At 69.5% G+C, this 19,420-nt stretch carries 15 protein-coding genes; 10 read left to right on the top strand and 5 right to left on the bottom strand.

Features of this window, described 5'->3' with window-relative positions; genetic code table 11:
* Window positions 1–20: 20 nt before the first annotated feature.
* Complete coding sequence (locus VFZ09_RS12175) at window positions 21–1,256, bottom strand: RtcB family protein (protein ID WP_329727697.1); 1,236 nt, start codon at window positions 1,254–1,256, stop codon at window positions 21–23.
* A gap of 139 nt (window positions 1,257–1,395) precedes the next feature.
* Between VFZ09_RS12175 and rtcR the strand changes: the two genes are divergently transcribed.
* The 4 genes from rtcR to VFZ09_RS12155 all read left to right on the top strand — a co-directional run bounded on the left by rtcR (window position 1,396) and on the right by VFZ09_RS12155 (window position 6,915).
* The gene (gene rtcR, locus VFZ09_RS12170; protein ID WP_329727696.1) at window positions 1,396–3,036 is read left to right on the top strand and encodes an RNA repair transcriptional activator RtcR; all 1,641 of its coding nucleotides are present in this window, start codon (window positions 1,396–1,398) and stop codon (window positions 3,034–3,036) included.
* Between the two features lie 67 nt (window positions 3,037–3,103).
* Entirely contained in the window at window positions 3,104–4,510 is a 1,407-nt protein-coding gene (locus tag VFZ09_RS12165; RefSeq protein ID WP_329727695.1) for an MATE family efflux transporter, read from the top strand.
* Window positions 4,511–4,566: 56 nt separating this feature from the next.
* Window positions 4,567–5,916, top strand: a complete 1,350-nt coding sequence (locus tag VFZ09_RS12160; RefSeq protein ID WP_329727694.1) for a hypothetical protein — start codon at window positions 4,567–4,569, stop codon at window positions 5,914–5,916.
* 129 nt (window positions 5,917–6,045) lie between these two features.
* Window positions 6,046–6,915 (top strand): DMT family transporter, encoded by an 870-nt coding sequence (locus VFZ09_RS12155; protein WP_329727693.1) that lies wholly within the window; start codon window positions 6,046–6,048, stop codon window positions 6,913–6,915.
* Window positions 6,916–7,038: 123 nt separating this feature from the next.
* Here VFZ09_RS12155 and VFZ09_RS12150 read toward each other — a convergent pair whose 3' ends face one another.
* Window positions 7,039–7,281: a hypothetical protein gene (locus VFZ09_RS12150; protein WP_329727692.1), complete on the bottom strand. Its 243-nt coding sequence runs from the start codon at window positions 7,279–7,281 to the stop codon at window positions 7,039–7,041.
* A gap of 211 nt (window positions 7,282–7,492) precedes the next feature.
* Between VFZ09_RS12150 and VFZ09_RS12145 the strand changes: the two genes are divergently transcribed.
* The 3 genes from VFZ09_RS12145 (at window position 7,493) to VFZ09_RS12135 (ending at window position 9,265) form a co-directional block, all read left to right on the top strand.
* A complete protein-coding gene (locus VFZ09_RS12145; RefSeq protein WP_329727691.1) occupies window positions 7,493–8,038 on the top strand; it encodes a hypothetical protein in 546 nt (181 codons plus the stop codon).
* Window positions 8,035–8,631, top strand: coding sequence for a tRNA-uridine aminocarboxypropyltransferase (locus VFZ09_RS12140; protein ID WP_329727690.1), 597 nt, complete (start codon window positions 8,035–8,037; stop codon window positions 8,629–8,631). The genes VFZ09_RS12145 and VFZ09_RS12140 overlap by 4 nt, the downstream gene beginning before the upstream one ends.
* A gap of 94 nt (window positions 8,632–8,725) precedes the next feature.
* On the top strand, window positions 8,726–9,265 hold the full coding sequence (locus VFZ09_RS12135; protein WP_329727689.1) for a DUF2378 family protein: 540 nt from the start codon (window positions 8,726–8,728) through the stop codon (window positions 9,263–9,265).
* A gap of 102 nt (window positions 9,266–9,367) precedes the next feature.
* On the opposite strand, the gene VFZ09_RS12130 is transcribed toward VFZ09_RS12135, so the two are convergent.
* On the bottom strand, window positions 9,368–10,984 hold the full coding sequence (locus VFZ09_RS12130; protein ID WP_329727688.1) for a carbohydrate-binding module family 20 domain-containing protein: 1,617 nt from the start codon (window positions 10,982–10,984) through the stop codon (window positions 9,368–9,370).
* A gap of 539 nt (window positions 10,985–11,523) precedes the next feature.
* Here VFZ09_RS12130 and VFZ09_RS12125 point away from each other — a divergent pair.
* Window positions 11,524–13,773: a S41 family peptidase gene (locus VFZ09_RS12125; RefSeq protein WP_329727687.1), complete on the top strand. Its 2,250-nt coding sequence runs from the start codon at window positions 11,524–11,526 to the stop codon at window positions 13,771–13,773.
* Window positions 13,774–13,812: 39 nt separating this feature from the next.
* Window positions 13,813–14,175 carry a cupin domain-containing protein gene (locus VFZ09_RS12120; protein WP_329727686.1) on the top strand — a complete coding sequence of 121 codons (363 nt, stop codon included), beginning with the start codon at window positions 13,813–13,815 and terminating at the stop codon, window positions 14,173–14,175.
* A 103-nt stretch (window positions 14,176–14,278) separates the two neighbouring features.
* Here VFZ09_RS12120 and VFZ09_RS12115 read toward each other — a convergent pair whose 3' ends face one another.
* Both VFZ09_RS12115 and VFZ09_RS12110 read right to left on the bottom strand, forming a co-directional pair.
* Window positions 14,279–15,697, bottom strand: a complete 1,419-nt coding sequence (locus tag VFZ09_RS12115) for a protein-disulfide reductase DsbD family protein (protein ID WP_329727685.1) — start codon at window positions 15,695–15,697, stop codon at window positions 14,279–14,281.
* A 160-nt stretch (window positions 15,698–15,857) separates the two neighbouring features.
* Window positions 15,858–16,904 carry a class I SAM-dependent methyltransferase gene (locus VFZ09_RS12110; RefSeq protein WP_329727684.1) on the bottom strand — a complete coding sequence of 349 codons (1,047 nt, stop codon included), beginning with the start codon at window positions 16,902–16,904 and terminating at the stop codon, window positions 15,858–15,860.
* 475 nt (window positions 16,905–17,379) lie between these two features.
* On the opposite strand from VFZ09_RS12110, the gene VFZ09_RS12105 reads away from it, so the two are divergent.
* The gene (locus VFZ09_RS12105) at window positions 17,380–19,353 is read left to right on the top strand and encodes a peptidoglycan-binding domain-containing protein (RefSeq protein WP_329727683.1); all 1,974 of its coding nucleotides are present in this window, start codon (window positions 17,380–17,382) and stop codon (window positions 19,351–19,353) included.
* The last annotated feature ends 67 nt before the right edge of the window (window positions 19,354–19,420 follow it).

Here is a 19,420-nt window from a genome sequence, read left to right as displayed (position 1 = left end):
ACCCCCTTCGTGCACTCCCCTCAACCCTTCACGCACACCACCTGACGCAGCGTGTGGACCACTTCCACCAGGTCCGCCTGCGCCGTCATCACCGCGTCGATCGGCTTGTACGCACCCGGCGTCTCGTCGATGACCTCCGCGTCCTTGCGGCACTCGATACCCGCCGTCGCCTTCGCGTGGTCCTCCAGCGTGAACCGCCGCTTCGCCGCCTCACGCGACATCACCCGCCCCGCCCCGTGGCTGCACGAGTGGAAGGCCTCCGCGTTCCCCTTCCCTCGCACGATGTACGAACGCGCCCCCATGCTGCCGGGGATGATCCCGAGGTCCCCCTCGCGCGCACGCACCGCACCCTTCCGCGTCACGAACACGTTCTTCCCGTAGTGGTGCTCACGCGCCACGTAGTTGTGGTGGCAGTTCACCGCCGCCTCGGTGAGCTCGAACTCCGGCAGCTCACCGCTCGCCTTCAGCGCCTCCACCACCGAGCGCAACATCAGCTCGCGGTTCATCGCCGCGTACTCCTGCGCCCAGCTCACCGCGTGCAGGTAGTCCTCGAAGTACTCCGTCCCCTCGGGCAGGTACGCCAGGTCCTTCTCCGGCAGGTGGATGAAGAAGCGCTGCATGTCCTCCTTCGCCAGCTCGATGAAGTGGCTTCCAATCCGGTTCCCCACCCCGCGCGAGCCGCTGTGCAGCATCAGCCACACCTGGCCGGACTCATCCAGGCACACCTCGATGAAGTGGTTCCCCGTCCCCAGCGTCCCGAGGTGACCCAGGTCCGGGCCACGGCCCAGGCGCGGGTGCTTCTCCAGGATGGCGTCATAGCCGGGCTTCAGGCGCGCCCACGCCTCGCGGTGCATCGCGGGCGCGTCCTGCCACGCACCCCGGTCATTGCGGCCGCCGTTGTCCGTGCGGCCGTGCGGCACCGCCTTCTCGATGGCCGAGCGCACCTTCCCCAGCGAGTCCGGGAGCTGCTCCGCGCGCAGCGTCGTGCGCACGGCGATCATCCCGCAGCCGATGTCCACGCCCACCGCCGCCGGAATCACCGCGCCCGCCGTCGCCACCACGCTCCCCACCGTCGCGCCGAAGCCGCGGTGCACGTCCGGCATCACGGCGACCCACTTGTGGATGAACGGCAGGGACGCCATCGCGCGCAGCTGCTTCTTCGCCTCGTCCTCGAACGGCACGCCCACCGTCCACGCCTTGATGGGAACCCCACCCGCCTCGTTCGACAGAACCTCGTAGTTGCGCTGCGTCTGCATGACCGTCTCCTTCAGTCCGTTCGCCCGGGCCGTCCCGGGCACGCGAGGAGGTAGAGCAGGGCGCGTGCCAGCCCCTTTCCGAGGGAGGGCCACCCTTCCCCGCCCCTTTTCCTATCCATTGGGATAAAGTCCTATCCGTATGGCGAAGACGCGGACGCGCGAGACGGTGGTACTCGGGATGCTGGGCACGACGCTGGACGCGGGGCGGGGGCCCAGGCGGTGGGAGAAGTGGCGCCCCACCGTGGGGCTGTGCCAGCAGGAGGACCTGCTGGTGCACCGGTTCGAACTGCTCTCGCTGCCGGGATATGCCGAGCTCGTCCGGACGGTGGTGGAGGACATCGCCCAGGTGTCACCGGAGACGCGGGTGCGCACCACCGAGTTGAACATCCGCAACCCGTGGGACCTGGAGGAGACGTACGGCGCGCTGCTCGACTACGCGAAGGCCTACCCCTTCCACCCCGAGCACGAGGACTACCTCGTCCACATCACCACCGGGACGCACATCGTGCAGATCTCCATGTTCCTCCTGGTGGAGAGCCGGCACATCCCCGGGCGGCTGATTCAGACCTCACCGCCCCAGGGCGTCCGGGACCAGGGGAGACCGGGCGTGCATGCCATCATCGACCTGGACCTCTCCCAGTACGACACGCTGGCCCGGCGCTTCGAGCAGGAGCAGCGCGAGGGCCTGTCCTTCCTCAAGGCGGGCATCGACACGCTCAACCCGGCCTTCAACCGGCTCATCGAGCGGATTGAACAGGTGGCCACGAGCTCGCGCGCACCGCTGCTGCTCACGGGGCCCACGGGGGCGGGCAAGTCGCAGCTCGCCAGACGCATCTACCAGTTGAAGAAGACACGGCGGCACGTGAGCGGCCCGTTCGTGGACATCAACTGCGCCACGCTGCGCGGGGATGGGGCCATGTCCGCGCTCTTCGGCCACGTGAAGGGTGCCTTCACCGGAGCGGTGGGGGACCGGCCCGGGTTGCTGCGCCAGGCGAACGGCGGCGTGCTGTTCCTGGATGAGATTGGCGAGCTGGGCGCGGACGAGCAGGCCATGCTGCTGCGGGCGCTCGAGGACAAGCGCTTCCTGCCGGTGGGCTCGGACAAGGAGGCGGAGAGTGACTTCCAGCTGATCGCCGGCACCAACCGGGACTTGCAGGCCGAGGTGGAGCGCGGGCGCTTCCGGGAGGACCTGTTGGCGCGCATCAACCTGTGGACCTTCCGGCTGCCGCCCCTGCGCGAGCGGCCCGAGGACATCCCGCCCAACCTCCTCTACGAGCTGGACCAGGCCTCACGGGTGCTGGAGACGCGGGTGACGATGAACAAGGAGGCACAGGAGCACTTCCTGCGCTTCGCCACCTCGCCCGAGGCGCGCTGGAGCGGCAACTTCCGGGATCTCAACGCGGCGGTGCTGCGAATGGCGACGCTCGCGCCCGGCGGTCGCATCACCCGTGAGGGCGTTGACGAGGAAATCGAACGGCTGCGCGCCGCCTGGGCGAAGAGCGGGCCGAAGCAGCAGGCGGCGGCGGTGAACCTCGTGGTGGAGGTGCTCGGGGAGGAGCGCACCGAGGCGCTGGACCGGTTCGACAGGGCGCAGCTCGCGGAGGTGCTCGCCGTGTGCCGGCAGGCGCGAACCCTGTCCGACGCGGGGCGGTCCCTGTTCGCGCAGTCACGGGCGCAGAAGAAGAGCGTCAACGACGCGGACCGGCTGCGGAAATATCTCACCCGCTTCGGACTGAGCTGGGCCGACGTGGCGGGACGCGGGGCCGCCGCGGTGGAGTGAGCAACCCGGCGGACAAGCGCCTATTGCGCACTCGACGCCGGGGCGCGGTCATGAGAAACGCCCGCGCGTGACGAACGAGACGGCCGTACACCCTGGGACGCCATCGGGACAACCCGCTCTGGGGCTGTTGCAGCTGACGTGGCCCATCTTCCTCGAGTTCCTGCTGTTCATGATGATGGGCACGGCGGACACGCTGATGCTCAGCGGTGTCTCCGACGATGCCGTCTCCGCCGTCGGCGTCGTCAATCAGTACATCTTCCTGTGCATCCTCATCATGGAGGTCATCAGCAACGGTGCCTCCATCGTCGTGGCCCAGTACATCGGCGCCCGGAGGGCTCAGGAGGCCGCACGGATCTCCGCCGTCGCCATCACGCTCAACTTCCTGCTCGGGCTCGCCGTCAGCGCGGGCCTGCTGCTGTTCGGCGACGCCATCCTGACCCACATGAACCTGCAGGGTCCGGTGCTCGCCCATGCGCGCACGTACATGGGCATCGCGGGTGGATTCCTCTTCATCCAGGCGCTCATCAACGTCTTCTCCAGCCTGATCCGCACCTACGGCTTCACCCGGCAGTCCATGTACGTCTCGCTGGGCATGAACGTGGTGCACGTGCTCGGCAACTCCCTGCTCATCTTCGGCAAGGCCGGCTTCCCGGAGCTGGGCGTGGCCGGCGCCGCCATCTCCACCGTGCTGAGCCGCTCCGTCGCGCTCGCCGTCTTCATCTGGATGCTCTACCGGGTGATGGATGTCCGGATGGCGCCTCGGGATTACGTGACCTTCCCCGGCGACTACATCCGGAAGATCCTCAAGGTGGGCGTCCCCTCCGCCGTCGAGCAGATGACCTACCACGCGTGCCAGACGGTGTTCCTGTACTACGTCACCTGGCTCGGCTCCGCGGCCCTGGCGTCCCGGCAGTACGCCCACGCCATCTCCCAGTATGTCTTCCTGTTCAGCCTCGCCATCGGCATCGGGACGTCCATCCTCATCGGGCGGCTGGTGGGGGCCAACCGCCGGGACGAGGCGTACCGGCAGGCCCTGCGCAGCCTGAAGTGGGCCGTGGCCATCACCGTCCTGGTGGACGTGGTCGCCATCTTGCTGCGCAAGCCCCTCGTCGGGCTGTTCACGGTCAATGACGACATCCTCCGGCTGACGTCCCAGGTCATCGTCCTGGGCCTCCTCCTGGAGACGGGGCGCTCCTTCAACCTCGTCCTGGTGAATGCCCTCCGGGCCGCCGGGGACGCCACCTTCACCGTGTACATGGGCTTCCTGTCCATGGCCTGCCTGAGCCTGTCCCTGGGCTACTTCTTCGTCTTCAAACTGAACCTGGGACTGGCCGGCGTCTGGCTCGCCGTGGCGGCGGACGAGTGGACGCGGGGCATCGTCTTCTGGTTCCGCTGGAGGAGCCGGGCCTGGGAGCGGAAGTCGCTCGTCGGACCGGCGGTCGAGCAGCCCGCCACGGTGGCCGCGGCCGGTTGAGGACCCCTTCCGTTTTGTGGGGGAACTCCCTCCGGCCTGTCTAGAATGGGTTTCCGATGCGAACGCGCAGGCCCCTGGTCGTCATCGATGCTCTCGCCTCGCTGGCCACCGCCTTCAAGGACATCTTCCCCGGCAGCACCACGTCCTCGCTCTCGTCGGACGAGCTCGCCGCGCACGTGGAAGAGCTCGGCCCGCGCGCCGCGCTCAAGCCCAAGGTGCTCCCGCTCGACGAGCGCCGCCTCGCCGCGCTCCTCTACTTCGATCAGCCCACGCCCCAGGCCGGACTCCTCATCGACCTGCGCCGCCCCGTGCGCGTGAGCGACAGCCACTTCGCCCGCTCCTTCTGCCGCGTCTTCAATGACGACCTGACCCACGTCAGCTCCGCGCGCTCCCTCGACGAGCACTGGGCCGCGCTCGAGCAGACGCGTCTGCGCCGCGCCGTGGCCCGCTACCTCAACTACCGGCCCCACAAGATGTCCAACTGGGTGCGCGCCATGGAGGACTCCATGGCCCTCACCTACGAGGGCCGCAACGTCCGCCACTGCCTCATCATCGCCCGCAAGGCCAACCGGCTCGTCCAGAAGCTCCAGAACAAGTTCATCCCCCTGCCCGGCGGCCTCTCCATCGAGAACGCCCTGCTGAAGGAGAAGTGGATCCGCACCGTCGTGGACGGCCGCCGCGTTGGCCTGCTCGCCAGCATGCAGTCCGGCTCCATCATCGGCTTCATCTCGCTGGCCGAGGTGGACCGCAATGACGCCGCCCTGCGCTACGCCCCCCACGAGACGCTCGTCCCCGTCCAGGCCGTGCTCGCCCATGCCGCCCACGACGTGGCGCTGGTGACCTCGCCCCAGAACGACCTCTTCATCCTCAGTGGCAAGGGCTCCGTCTTCCAGAAGTCCCACGGCCACTGGCGCGTGCTCGACTACGAGGCCCTCCACGAGCGCATCTCCGCGCGCTTCCGCGAGGACGTCGTCATCGGCGTGCTCCGCGCCGCCATGGACCTGGCCTACGAGCGCACCGGCGCCCTCTTCTGTCTGCTCGACTCGCGCCAGGAGCTCACCGATCTCATCCCCGACCACGGCCACCCCCTGGCCGCCAACAGCCACCTGCGGCGCAGTCTCCGCGGGCAGAACATCTCCATCTGGGCCCAGCGCCAGGTCATCACCGCCGCCGCCGCCACCGATGGCGCCGTCGTGCTCGACCAGGACGGCAGCGTGCTCGACATCGCCTGCATGGTCTCCAGTCCCAAGGAGATCGCCCGGCTCGGCGTGCGCGAGCCCAGCATGCCCGGGGCCCGTGCCCTCGCCGCCTGGCGCGCCAGCTTCCGCGGCGTGGCCATCAACGTCTCCGAGGACGGCCCCATCACCGTCTACGAGCGCGGCGCGGAGATCGGCCGCATCGGCTGAGCCGCCCCGCCCGCTCCCCGGGCTTCCGGCCAGGGGCCGTGTCCGTTCCGTCCGCGCGTCCCACCGGCGGCTCGGTTACGCTCCGCGCCCGCCTCGGGGCCCGTGCGCCCCCACCCGTCTGGAGCCGTCGTGAAGTCCTTCGTCATGGTCGCCCTGGGGACCCTCCTCTGGGGATGCTGGCCGCTCGTCCTGCGGCCCGCGGGGCTCTCCGGCCCTCAGAGCGCCCTGCTCGTCATGGCCGTCATGGCCCTGCCCGCCCCCTTCGTCTTCCGCCGCGAGGCCTTCCGCGACCGCCGCGCCACCCTCGCGCTCGGCGTCCTCGCGGTGTGCGATGCCGCCAACGCCGCCCTCTACTTCGCCGCCGTCCAGCGCGGGCCCGTCACCGTCGCCGTCCTCACCCACTACCTCGCCCCCCTCCTCATCGCCCTCGCCTCCCCCTGGATCCTCCACGAGCGCCGCTCCCCCCGCGCCCTGCTGGGGGCGCCGCTGACCCTCGTGGGGCTCGCCCTCATCCTCGGCACTCCCCAGGGCGGCCTCGCCGACCCCTGGACCGCCCTCCTCGGCGGCGCCAGCGCCTTCTTCTTCATGGCCAACGTCCTCGCCTCCAAGGAGGCCGCCCGCTCCTTCTCTCCCCTGGCCATCAACTCCCTCCACTCCGTCCCCTCCGGCCTCCTCCTGTTGCTCTTCTTCGGACGCGGCGCATTGCCTCCCGCACTCGACGCCCGTGCGCTTCAGGTCGCCGCCGGTACCCTTTTGTGCGGCATCGCCGGCAACAGCCTGTTCTATGCCGGACTCCGCCACGTCCCCACCGCCACCGCCGGCGCCCTCACCTACCTGGAGCCCCTCACCGCCGCCCTCGTCGGCGTGCTCGTCTTCGGCGAGGCCCTCGGACCCCTCGGGCTGCTGGGTGGGGTGATTGTCCTCGCCTCCGGCGCCTGGGTCGCCAGTGAGGCACGGACTCCTGTGCAACCTGTTGCGGCTCCCACGGGTACGGGGTGACCCGTGAGGTTCGGGGAAACGGAGTGAGGCACGGAGTGGAGAACGGGGACGCATACCCTCACCCCGACCCTCTCCCGGGGGGAGAGGGAGGAGTTGTTGAGTGGGGGTCTTGGGTGGGGATTCCTACTTCTTCAGTTGCTTCTCCAGCGCGGCCCGGACCTCCGCGGTGAAGCCCCCCAACAGCTGGCTCCCCGTGTCGATCAACGGTCTGCGCACGTGGTTCGGGTTCGCCGCCAGGTGCTTCACCAGCTCCTCCTCCCCCAGCGCCGCCAGCTCCCCCTTCCTCTTGGGGGCGATCAGCTCCCGGACCCCTCCCATCCTCGCCGCCAGCGCCCGGACCTCGGCCTCGCTCAACGGCTTCTTCACCAACTCCCGGACTTCCGCCCGCACTTCTTTCTGCGCGAGAAACTCCCGCGCTGACTTACAACCCGTTCAACCGTTCTTGATATAGAGCGTGATGGACATGCCTCCCGTGTAGCAGTCCCCTCGCACTCCCTCAATTCCCCGCTTGCGCTCCAGGCCGGGGGAGTGGTCCTCTTTGGCTGGCCCCGTCCGTGCCCGCGGGAGCAGTACCCTCATGGAACCCTCCGTCGATAGCCGCGAGTACCGCGTCGTCTTCTTCTGCCCGACCTCGAGCGCCCAGCTCGAGCACATCGAGGCTCCCGTGCGCCGCGTCCTCACGCGCATCTCCGCCCCACCCGCCGAGCTCGCGCCCCTCGAGGCCGCCGGCACGCTCGGAGAGGCCGGCTGGCGCGTCTACCTGGTGCGTTCCATGACCGAGCGCTCCGCCGCGCACGCCCTGGCCGCCCATGTCACCGAGGCCGCCTCCGCCATCGCCACCGAGCTCGACACCGAGGTGCTCGGCCTCTACGTGGACGTGGGCAGCGACTCGGCCCGCATCTGCCGCTGCCTCCCCGACGAGAGCCCCGAGACCTTCGCCGGCCGCCGCCGCAACGTGCTCGACCGCACCGCCGAGTGGCTCGACGTCAACCCGGCCAGCCTCTCGGCCCTCTTCCACCTCGGCCTGGAAGCCGACGAGGAGATGGACGCCGAGGACCGCTTCGTCGAGTCCAAGCTGCGCGAGGCCCGCGAGTTGATGCAGCGTTATCGTCAGGGCAAATGAGGTCCCGTACCCCGGCGGATCTCGCCGGCCGCTGTCCCGGTTGCTACCTGCCCACCGCCCTCTGCCTCTGCGCCGAGGTGCCCCGGTTGGAGACGCGCACCCGCTTCCTCGTCATCCGTCACAACAAGGAAGCCAACAAGTCCACCAACACGGCGCGGCTGGCGGGGCTCGCCCTCACGCAGTGCCACATCCTCACCTATGGGGCCCCGGGCCAGCCCCCCTTCGACGTCTCGGTGCTCACCGCGCCGGGCACCTGGCTGCTCTTCCCGGATGCCCAGCCGCCCCCTCCCGGCACGCCTCCGCCCGAGCGGCTGGTGGTGCTGGATGGCAACTGGACCCAGGCCCGGCGCATGTACCAGCGCCTCCCCGAGCTGCGCCGCCTGCCGGGGCTCTCCCTGCCTCCTCCCCGCCCGGAGTCCCGGCGCCTGCGCCGCTCGCCCCACCCCTATGGCATGTCCACCGTGGAGGCCATCGCCGGGGCCCTCTCCGTCCTCGAGGGCGAGGAGGTGGCCCGCCCCCTCTACGCCCTCCACGAGCTGATGATCGACCGGGTGCTCACCGCCCGGGGCCGGCTCGACGACGACGAGGAGTGAGCCTCGCCGCGGTGCGCCATGGCCGGCGCGGCCAGTTGACCGAGTGTCGAGTAGACGTCACGGACACACTCCCAGTGGTAGTGTGGGCGGCGCGATGCAGAAGCTCATCTTCGATTACACGGTGCAGAGCAATCTCCGGGTGCTGGGACAACCCGTACCGCCCGAGCACCTCTCCGGGCTGACGGCGCTGGGAGTCGATCCGCGCAAGCCGCTGCTGCCCGCGTACCCGGTGGAGACGTACACCGCGCTCATCGACTTCATCACCGGGCGGCTCTGGCCGGACATGCCCCAGGAGGAGGCGGGCTTCGAGCTGGGCCGGGCCTTCATGCGCGCCTACCAGGAGACGCTGATGGGCAAGGCGGTGTTCTCGGTGACGAAGCTGCTCGGGCCGCACCGCACGCTCGAGCGCATGAGCCGCAACTTCCGCAGCGCCAACAACTACACCGAGACGCGCCTGCGCAAGGTGGGGCCGAGCACCTACGAGCTGTGGTTCAACTACGCCCTGCGCACCGCCTACTTCCGGGGCCTGCTCACCGAGGCCCTGGAGCGGGCGGGTGCGAAGGGGATCTTGGTGACGCTCGCCGCCAGCGGTCCCAGCGGCGAGGCCACGTTCCGGATCTCCTGGACGGAGTAGGCCCGGCGACCTCCAGCCAGGAGACCCTCCGGGCCCGAGCGCGAGCAACTGGTCCGACTGTCGGACCAGTTGGTGAAGCGCGCGACCGGAGGGCGGGCTGGCTCAGAAGCGGAAGTTGCCGTCGTTGAGCGTGGTGGTGCTGCCGCAGGCCGCCGTGGTGGCCTCGCGGTTGCCGCTGGAGGTGGGCGCGTTGCTCTCCCACACCACGGCTCCCGTGCTGGCGTTGTACTTGATGTACTTGTACTGGATGGCGGTGGAGGGGCCGAGGTTCACCGTGCCGGTCCAGGTGGCGTTGGCGCCCGTGCCCTGGATGGTCAGCTTGAAGCTGTTGGCCGCAGTCCAGTTGCCGAGCTGCGTCTGGTTGCCCACCACGTAGAGATCCTGCCCGAAGGTGGTGTTGGCGTTGGCGATGCTGAAGGTCACCGGCACCGTGGTGCACGTGCCGCCACCGCCCGTGGTACCCTTGGTCCACACCGCGTAGCCCGAGCCCGAGGCGGCCAGCGTCCAACCCGTGCCCGGATCCCAGGCCGTGCCGCCGATCTTCATCGCCGTGTTGCCATTGATGATGGCCGCGTACAGGCCGTTCTCCGCGCGCTGGATGGCCACCGTGGACGTCGAGGTGATGCCCTGCGCCTTGCGCACGTCCATCAGCGCCTTGATGGCGGCCTTGAGGTTCCAGTCGTAGATGTGCGCGTAGTACACCGAGGGGATGCCCGGGTGCGTGAGCACGTAGGCATAGCCCTGCATCACCTTGTCACAGGGCACCGGCCAGTGGTTCTGCCCGTTGCCACAGGACTCGCTCGGGCCGGTGTCGTGGTTGTCCACGAACGTCACCATCTTCTGCGCCCACCAGCCGATGCCGCCCGCCGGCTTGCCCGCGGAGTCCTTGAGCCGGCCGTACTCGTTGTAGGTCAGCGCCTGGTTGAGCAGGCCCTTGGTGGTGAAGTCGAACGCGCCGCACGCGCCCTGCGTGCCGTCCACCCAGTTCACCAGCAGCTGCCGGTGCGCATCCACGTTGGCGTAGTTGAGGTCCGTCCAGATCTCCCCCACGCAGAAGTCCGGCTGCATGGCGTCGTGGTAGAGCTTCGCGTAGCTGGCGCCGTAGCCCTTGGAATAGTCGTAGCGGATGCCGGTGAAGCCCACGCCCTTGAGCCGGGTGCTCAGCCAGTTCTTGATGTCCGTCTGGACGACGGAGTTGGTGTGGTCGATGTCGCGCGCGGCGCCGTAGCTGTCGCCCGTGTCCGCGGCGCCCGTGGAGCAGTTGCACTCGTCACCGGCGGCGACGGCGTACGTGCCCCAGGAGGGGTTGGTGAAGTCGTACCAGCCGGTCGTCCCCACGCGGTGGTTGATGACCACGTCCGCCACCGACTTGATGCCCGCGTTGGTGAAGGCGGTAATGGCGTTCTTCAGATCGGTCTCGCTGCCATAGCGCGAGTTGAGGACGTTGAGCTGGCGCGGCAGGTAGCCCTGCGTGGAGCTCGCGTCGGAGGGCGGCGGGAGCCACACGTGGGTGAAGCCCATGGCGCCCAGGTCGCCCGCCTTGCCCTGCAGGACGTTGTACCAGTTGGGGCTGGTGGCGTTGGCCGAGTTCCAGTGGAACCCCTGGACCATGATGGCCGTACTGGCCTGGGCCTGCTGGGTGGCCGCGGTGGCTTGTTCCGCCGGAGCCAGCAGGGCAAGCGCCAGCGCGGCGCACGACGACAACGTGGAGCGGTTCATCGCGAGTCTCGAATGTCGGGGAGGGGGGGGAGCGAGGGCGAGCGGTCCCCGTTCACCACTTTCGCCGGGCGCCACTTGATAGGCGCACCCTGCGTGAAGTCAAGCGAGCCCCGGAATCTCGAGACCCCCAAAAAAGACCGCGGCCCGCTCCCCGATGCCCCCCGGCATCAAGAAGCGGGCCACGTAGAATCCCGCGTGCCCCCCCGGACCTCGCGGGAATCCGGAGGCGCCTCCCCCCTTTGTACTGAAAGGCGCCTCTGGGGTATGTCCGGCTCCGCAGTGCAAGCCCCCTCGCTCGGCGAAACCGCCCCCCGTTTCTGAAAGCACCTTCTCACGGCCCTACTTCCCGCGCTGTGAGTTGGCTCACTCCAACGGTGTGAAGCATTTCACACCCCCCTCCCCGGCCCACACCCCCGGTACGGGCAGGCAGGGGCCCGGCGGCGGAGACAACCCCCCGGAATCACACTCCCCACTTCGGTGGAAGGAGGCAGGTGCGATACCGTTGGGCTCCCGGACGGTCTTTTCCCCCAGGAAGGTACATGCTGCGCCCCCTTCTCACGAGTCTCGCGCTGGCCCTCGGCCTCGTCGCATTCACCGCGTCGGCGGCGGAGCCCACCCCCCAAGCCCTGCCCTCCCGGGAGGAGCGCCTGGAGAGCCTGGCCCGTTTGTGGGGTCAGGTGCGCTACCGCCATCCCGCCCTGGCCTACAAGAACATCGACTGGGATGCCGCGCTCGTGGCCGCCATTCCGAGGGTGGAGGCAGCAAAGGATCGCGCCGCCTACGCCGCGGCCGTGCAGGACATGCTGGACGCGCTGAAGGATCCCGCCACGCGCATCCTCCGCCCCGACGAGCAGCAGGAGGGCACGCAGAAGGCCCCCTCGGCCCCGGTGCGGGAGCTGCGCAGTTGGGAGTCCAAGGATGTGCTCGTGCTGGACCTGCGCGCCGTGAAGGACGCGGCCGTCGATTTGCGCCCGGACATCTCCAAGGCCAAGGCCGTCATCGTCGACCTGCGCGCCCGCGGCCTGGAGCCCAACACTGTCTGGTCCATGTCCGCGGCGCTCGGCAGGCTCCTGCCGTACCTGCTGAGCGAGGAGCTGCAGGTGCCCGGGGAGCGCACGGTGTTCCACTCGGGCTTCCGTCCCCAGTCGCTCGGCGGGACGAGCGGCGGCTACACCACCTCGTTCCTCACCACGGCGGGCGAGGAGCTCTCCCCCAAGGGCGATGGCAAGGCGCGCCCGGTCATCTTCCTGCTGGATGACAAGTCGTACCTGGACCCGCGCGCCCTGACGATGAAGGCCCAGGGGCTGGCGCAGCTCGTCACCGAGGGCCGGCTGGACGACGGCGCGGTGGTGGAGCAGACGCAGGTGGAGCTGGGCGCGGGGCTGACGGCCTCGGTGCGCCTGAGCGAGCTGGGCATCCCCATGCGCGCGGACGCGGTGCTGCCCAAGCGCGCGCGCTCGGACAAGGACGAGACGCTCCAGAAGGCGCTGGACCTGGCGAAGAAGCCGGCGAAGAAGGGCAAGGCGGCGCGCGAGGCGGAGCTGCCCCCCGCCCGGTGGCAGCCGGACCGCAAGTACGAGGAGATGCTCTACCCGAGCCGCGAGTACCGCCTGCTCGCGCTCTTCCGGGCCTGGAACGTCATCCACTTCTTCTACCCGTACAAGCACCTGCTCTCGCGGGACTGGGACGGCGCGCTGAGCACGTTCATCCCGAAGTTCGAGAAGGCCAAGGACGCGGCGGAGTACGCGCTCGCGGTGGCGGAGCTGAGCACGCTGGTGCAGGACGGGCACACCCACCTGCGCGGCCACCCCGAGCTGGAGAAGCGGGGCATCACCGGTGTGAACGCTCCCTTCGAGGCGATGGAGATCGACGGCGTGGCGGTGGTGATGAACGTGTGGAACGCCGAGGCGGCGCCGGGGCTGGCGCGGGGCCAGGTCATCGACACGATCGACGGCAAGCCGGTGGCGGAGCGGATGAAGGCGCTGGAGCCCTATGTGACGGCCTCGCACCCGGTGCACCTGCGGCACCGCCTGCTGGCCAAGGCGCTGGCGGGGCCCGAGGGCTCCCAGGCGACGCTGGGCGTACATGACGCCAGCGGGCAGGCGAAGCAGGTGCGCTTCACCCGGAGCATCCAGTCGCTGCAGAAGCCCAAGCAGGGCGAGCCGTACCGGATGCTGGCGGACAACACCGGCTACGTGGACCTCACGCGCCTGCAGACGTCCGAGGTGGCGGCCATGTTCGAGAAGCTCAAGGGCACGCGGGCCATCATCTTCGACATGCGCGGCTACCCGAACGGGACGGCCTGGTCCATCGCGCCGTACCTCAACACGCGCAAGGCGCGCCACGCGGCGGTGTTCGAGCGCAACGTCGTCTCGGCGTCCGAGACGAATGGCCGGTACAAGTTCATCCAGGAGCTGCCCAAGGCGGACGTGCCCCTGTACCGCGGCCGGACGGTGATGCTCATCGACGAGCGCGCCATCAGCCAGTCCGAGCACACGGGCCTGTTCTTCGAGGCGGCCAACGGCACCACGTTCATCGGCAGCCCCAGCGCGGGCGCCAACGGCGACATCACGGACATGGTGCTGCCCGGCGGCATCTCGATGATCTTCACCGGCCACGACGTGCGGCACGTGGACGGCCGCCAGTTGCAGCGCGTGGGCCTGAGGCCCCAGGTCTACGTGCGGCCGACGCTCGCGGGCATCCAGTCCGGCAAGGACGAGGTGCTGGACAAGGCGCTCGAGTACCTGAAGGGCAACAGCGCCGCGGTGGCTGGCGACTCGTTCCGGTAGCGGCACCGGCGCACCAATCCCCCAACCCCGGAGAGAGACATGCCGACCCTCATCCCCGCTCCCACGCGCGTCACCGCCGCGGGCAACAAGCCCAAGCTGATCGACGAGTACGTGGGGCGGGTGAACACGAAGCAGGCCGAGCTCAGCGTCGCCCACATGCGCAGCCCCGGCGGGTGGCTGGAGCCCGGTCAGACGCCCGAGTTCCGGGAGATCACCGTCGTCATCAGGGGCGTGCTGCGCGTGGAGCACAAGGGTGGCCAGCTGGACGTGCGCGCGGGCCAGGCCGTCATCACCGAGCCCGGCGAGTGGGTCCGCTACAGCACCCCCGAGGCCGATGGCGCCGAGTACATCGCCATCTGCCTGCCGGCCTTCTCGCCGGACACGGTCCACCGCGACAGCTGAGCCCGTTCACCCAGGTGCCCGAAGGGACCCATATCCCCTCTCCCCTCGGGAGAGGGGAAATTGGGCGCGGCTCAGCGCATGGGCCCACGCGCATTCCCCGCCATCAGTCGACCTTCTTCATCTCCACGACGAAGGAGCGCGGCTCGAGGAAGCCCGTCACCCTCGGGGCGCGCAGCATCTGCCCGTTGGACGAGATGAACGCCACCGTGGGCAGGCCCTCCACCCCGAAGCGCTCCATCAGCGCGTCCAGCGCGTCATCGCTGTTCGTCGCGTCCACCTTCACGTTGATGAAGCGCCCCGACTCGCTGATGACCTCGACGGCCGGGTAGGTCTCGCGATCCAGCTCCTTGCAGGCCGCGCACCACTCCGCGAAGAAGTCGATCATCACCGGCCGGCCCTCGCTCTTCGCACGGACCAGCACCTGCTCGAGCGCCTCGGGCGAGAAGCTCGCGCCCTTGGCCGGCAGCACCGCGTGCCACTCGAAGGTGGGCGCCTTGGGCGCCTCCATCAGCCCGAGCGACACCCACAGCGCGCCTCCCGACTTCGCGTCCATGGCGCCACCGCGCAGCACCAGCGCCACCACCACCAGCGCCACGCCGAAGCCCTTGAGGGTGAAGTCCCGCGCGCCCTCCTTGAAGGACAGGTGGATGGCCCCCACCAGCACGCCCACCACCGCCAGCACCGCCGCGATGAGCGCGCCCGGCGTCCGGCCCAGCTGCTCGGCCACGCCCTTCACCGCCCCACCCACCGTGGGGAAGCCGTCCCGGAGATACGAGATGGCGAGCGCCACCAGCACGATGCCCAGCACGCTCTTCACCCACTCCATCCACACCCCGCCGCGGGGCAGGCGCACGGTGAAGACGCCGATGAGGAAGAAGGGCACGCCAATGCCGAGCGCGTAGATGAAGAGCAGCGCCGCGCCGAGCCCCGTGCTCTGCGATTTGGCCACGAAGGCCAGCAGGCCCGTCAGCACCGGCCCGGTGCACGGAGCCGCGAGGAAGCCGGACACGCTGCCCATGAGGAAGGCGCCCGTGAGGCCCGAGCCGCCCACCGAGTTGAGCCGCTGCTGCAGCCCACCCGGCAGCGCCAGCTCGAAGGCGCCGAACATGGACGTGGCCAGCAGCAGGAGGAAGAGCGCCAGGCCCGTCACCACCACCGGACTGCCCAGCATCGAGCCAAAGGCCTGTCCCGTCTTCGCCGCCAGCACGCCCAACCCGCTGAACACCACCCCCATGCCGATGATGTAGGAGCTGGTCAGCACGAGCGCCTTGCCCCGGCCCTCGGCCTTGCGCGCCCCGAAGACGGACACGGTGATGGGGATGAGCGGGTAGACGCAGGGCGTCATCGCGGTGAGCAGACCCCCGGCGAACACCGCGGCCGCGCCGAGCGCGAAGCTGCCGGCCTCGAGGAAGCGCGCCGCGTCCAGCCCCGAGCTCGGGCCCGTGGGCAGAAGCAAGGGCACCACGGCCACGGCCAGCCCGAATACCGCCGCAATGAGTCCCACCTTCTTCTTCGCGTCCATGTCGCTCCTGTCGCCTCGCGCGGCCCCCTATATACGCGCGAGCGGCCGGTGGTTACACCCGAGGTTGCTCCCCAGGTGCGTGCCACCGCTCCTTCGTCCTACCCCCGCCCAGGCGGGCGGGCATCCCGAGGGGGCACGGCTCCTACACCCCCACGGGGGCCTACCCCTCCTTGCGCAGCACCAGCAGCTTCGACATGTACCAGCGCTCCGTCTTCACCGTCCGCAAACCGTGGCGCGCGAAGAGCTCCGGCAGGTTCAACCGCGTGTAGTCCTGGAAGTAGGGCTCGTTGAAGTACGTCTCGAAGTGCTCGAACGAGCCCTTCTCCTCGGCGTTGGCCTCCCCCTGCTGGATGGCATCCATGAACACAAGCGTCCCTCCGGGCTCCAGCACCCGCGCCATCTCCGCGGTGACCCGCTCGATGGCCGGCCGGGGCAGCTCGTGGAACAGCCAGATGCAGGTGACCAGGTCGAAACGGTCCGTCCACTCCGGCAGCATCTGCTCGGCGTTCATCTGCAGGAGCGTGGCCTTGCGGCGCAACAGCCGGGCCGCCTCCAGGTAGGACGGGGAGAGATCGATCCCCGTGTAGCGGTGCCGCCGGTTCTGCAACCACGCCTGGCTCATCCACGTCGCCGGGCCACACGCCACGTCGAGGATGTCCAGGTGGCTCCCCTCGGGAATCTGATCGATGACGCCCTGGCGCATGAGCCGGTTGGCGCCCATGAAGAGCAGGCGGATCTGCCACTCGTACGTCAGCGCCGCGCGCAGCGACAGGCCCCCGTTGGCCTGGTTGTGGAAGTCCGTGAGGTAGTAGTCCGGATAGGGGAACGCATCCTCCGGCTCCACCCGCAGCTCCTGCAGCCCGTAGCGCTGCTTGTGCCGCACGCGCCCGATGTCCGAGAGGATGGACCCGACGAACAGCGGCAGCGTGAAGAGATCCTCGCGCTCGGCCCGGGCCAGCGCCTCCCGCTTGCCGGGATCCGACAGCACGCGCTCGTGCAGCTCCAGGGCCCCGTTGAAGCTGTTCTTGAAGAAGGAGAGATCCACGCCATCGATGGGCAGCGCGGTGGCCCAGCCGGACATCAGCCCGCTCGCGTGAAGCCCCACCCGTCCCGCCGTGCGCAGGCGGGGCAGCACCTCCGCGAGCGGAGCTCCGAATTGCCCGAGTTGCGCCAATGAACGAGAAAGCGTGGAAATCGCGGTAGTCATGTGCCCCCAGTAACATTCCGGACTGACACGTCCAAGACAAACGTCACGGTCGCATGGAATGAGAAGAAGGGAGGAGCGCATGGGGCCAGAGAGGCGCTCGAGAGGCGCCTCGGTGCCAGGGGCTTGGAGCACCGAACGGTTCGAAGGCGATGTTCTGGATGGCGCATCGAGCTCCACGACAGCCCCAGGAGTTCCGGCTCGGGTCCACACCCATGGACAGAAATTTCCGATGGAGAACCGTCTTTGACGATTCCTGTGACGCTCGTGTGATGGTGTTCTTGAGATTGAGAGGAATTGCGAGAACGCGGTCCCGCGAAACGCAACTCCTCACACGGCCATCCGATAAGTCATTCAAGAAAGGACATCACCCACCATGAAGACATACGACTCGATCCCCCCCCCCTCCTGTCGCCGAAGGCGCCTGCCCCACCACGGCGCCTCTCCCCCCCACCACCGAGGCGCCCCTTCCACCGGAGTGGCGCCCTCCGCGGTGCAGCAGGCGCGCAACACCGATGCCTTCATCACCACGCCCGCCGAGGCGGTCCAGACGCCAGCCGCCACGCAGCGGCAGTGGACGTTGGCCCCCACCCTGGACAGCGTGCGCAAGGGCGGCGGGCTCGTCACCCTGAGACAGGGCATGGCGGGCGACAGTGTGATGGAGCTGCAGCGCATGCTCGGACTGCCCGCGGCGCAGCAGGACGGGAAGTTCGGCGAGGGGATGCGCGCGGCCGTGGACTCCTTCCAGAAGTCCGCTGGCCTCAAGGTGCCGCCCGGCCTGGAAGGTCAGGTGGGTGCCACCACCCTGCAGGCGCTGGAGAAGGCCGCCGTCGACCTGGACCAGGAGCTCGCCAGTCCCCGCTCCCTCATCTCCCGGGCCATCGGCCATGCCGAGGGCAACCTCGACGTCAAGGGCAACACCACCGGCGCCTACGACGGCCACACGGACGCGGGTAACGGCAAGCTGAACAAGGGAACCTTCTCCTACCAGCACGCAGCCACCACTCCGGAGCAGGCGGATCAGGCCCAGCTGGCCAAGTTCCGCGCCCAGCGGCCCACCTACGAGGCCGCCGCGCGCAACGCGGGCCTGGATCCCCACAACCCGCTGCTGGCCGCCGCCTACTTCGACACCTTCACCCAGTCCGAGGCCGCCGCCAACCTCCCCGGTGGCTTCCTGGATCAGCTGCCCGAGCTGGCACGCAAGGGCGTGACGCCGGAGAACATCATCGACATCCGCGTGCAGTCCTACGTGGACCCGTCCACCGGCCGGCTGGACGCGCCCGCTTTCGGCAATGATCCGGTGGATCTGCGCCGGGACCAGACGCGGCGCATGGACGCCATCGTTTCGGTGCTCCAGGGCGAGGGCAAGGGCGGCACCACCGGCCCCACCTCCCCGGCGCCGACGGGCTCGCCCTCGGCCTCCGGCCCGCTGTTGAAGAACGGTGCCACGGGCCCCGCGGTGGAGTCGTTGCAGAAGCAGCTCCAGCAGGCGGGCTTCGAGCCGGGCGGCACCGACGGCGTCTTCGGTCCGAGGACCGAGGCGGCGGTGAAGGCCTTCCAGAAGGCCAAGGGCCTCGACGCGGACGGCGTGGTGGGGCCGAGGACGAAGGCGGCGCTCGGCATGGCCCCCCAGGCGCCGTCCACCCCGTCCACCGGCGCCCCCTCGGCGGGTGGCACCACCCCGTGGACCCCGGCGCCGTCGCTGGCCGACGTGGCCAACGGCAAGGCCGTGCTCAAGCAGGGCATGCAGGGTGACAGCGTGAAGGACCTCCAGAAGCTGCTCGGCATCGAGGCGGACGGCAAGTTCGGCAAGGGGACGGCGGACGCCGTGGCGGCTTTCCAGAAGTCCCGCCTCCAAGTACCGCCGGGCATGGAGGGGCAGGTGGGCGGGACGACCCTGGAGACGCTCGAGAAGGCGGCGGCCTCCGGCCAGGTGGGAGCGGGACAGGGCTCCGTCAACGCCAACCACCCGCTCCTCCAGAAGCTGGCGACGGGCGCTCTGGACAACGGCCCCTACGGCATGTGCGTGGCGACGACGATCGGGAACATGGACAAGCTCGGGGTGCCGAACTTCCCGGGCGGCACCTCGGATGACCCCAACAACCCGCGCGGCGCGATGGTCCGGATGATGCGGGAGGGCGGCTGGACGTCGGTCCCGCTGCCCGGCTCGGAGCCCCGCAGAATCTCCAGCCCGGCGTTCGGCGACGTCACCGCCCATGTCATCCCGGCCGACGCGTACGAGCGGATGGCGCAGGCGGGACAGATTCCGAGCGGCGCCCTCATCTTCCAGACGCGGCATGGCTGGGACTACGACGGTGGCTCCACCGGCAACGACATGGGCATCGTGCGTGACAACGGCCGGGTGACGCACAACTTCGAGTCGATGGGCCCCATCATCTACGGCGACGCGAAGGAGGTCGTGCTCCTGGTTCCCAAGGACGCCCTCCAGTAGCACGCGGGCCGCCCACACGGAGCTCCAACACACCTCACCCGCCAGGGCCGCACCTGCAATGCAACCT

The sequence above is a fragment of the Archangium sp. genome (assembly GCF_036277355.1).
GTDB lineage: Bacteria > Myxococcota > Myxococcia > Myxococcales > Myxococcaceae > Archangium.
This window is presented reverse-complemented; position numbering and strand designations above follow the sequence as displayed.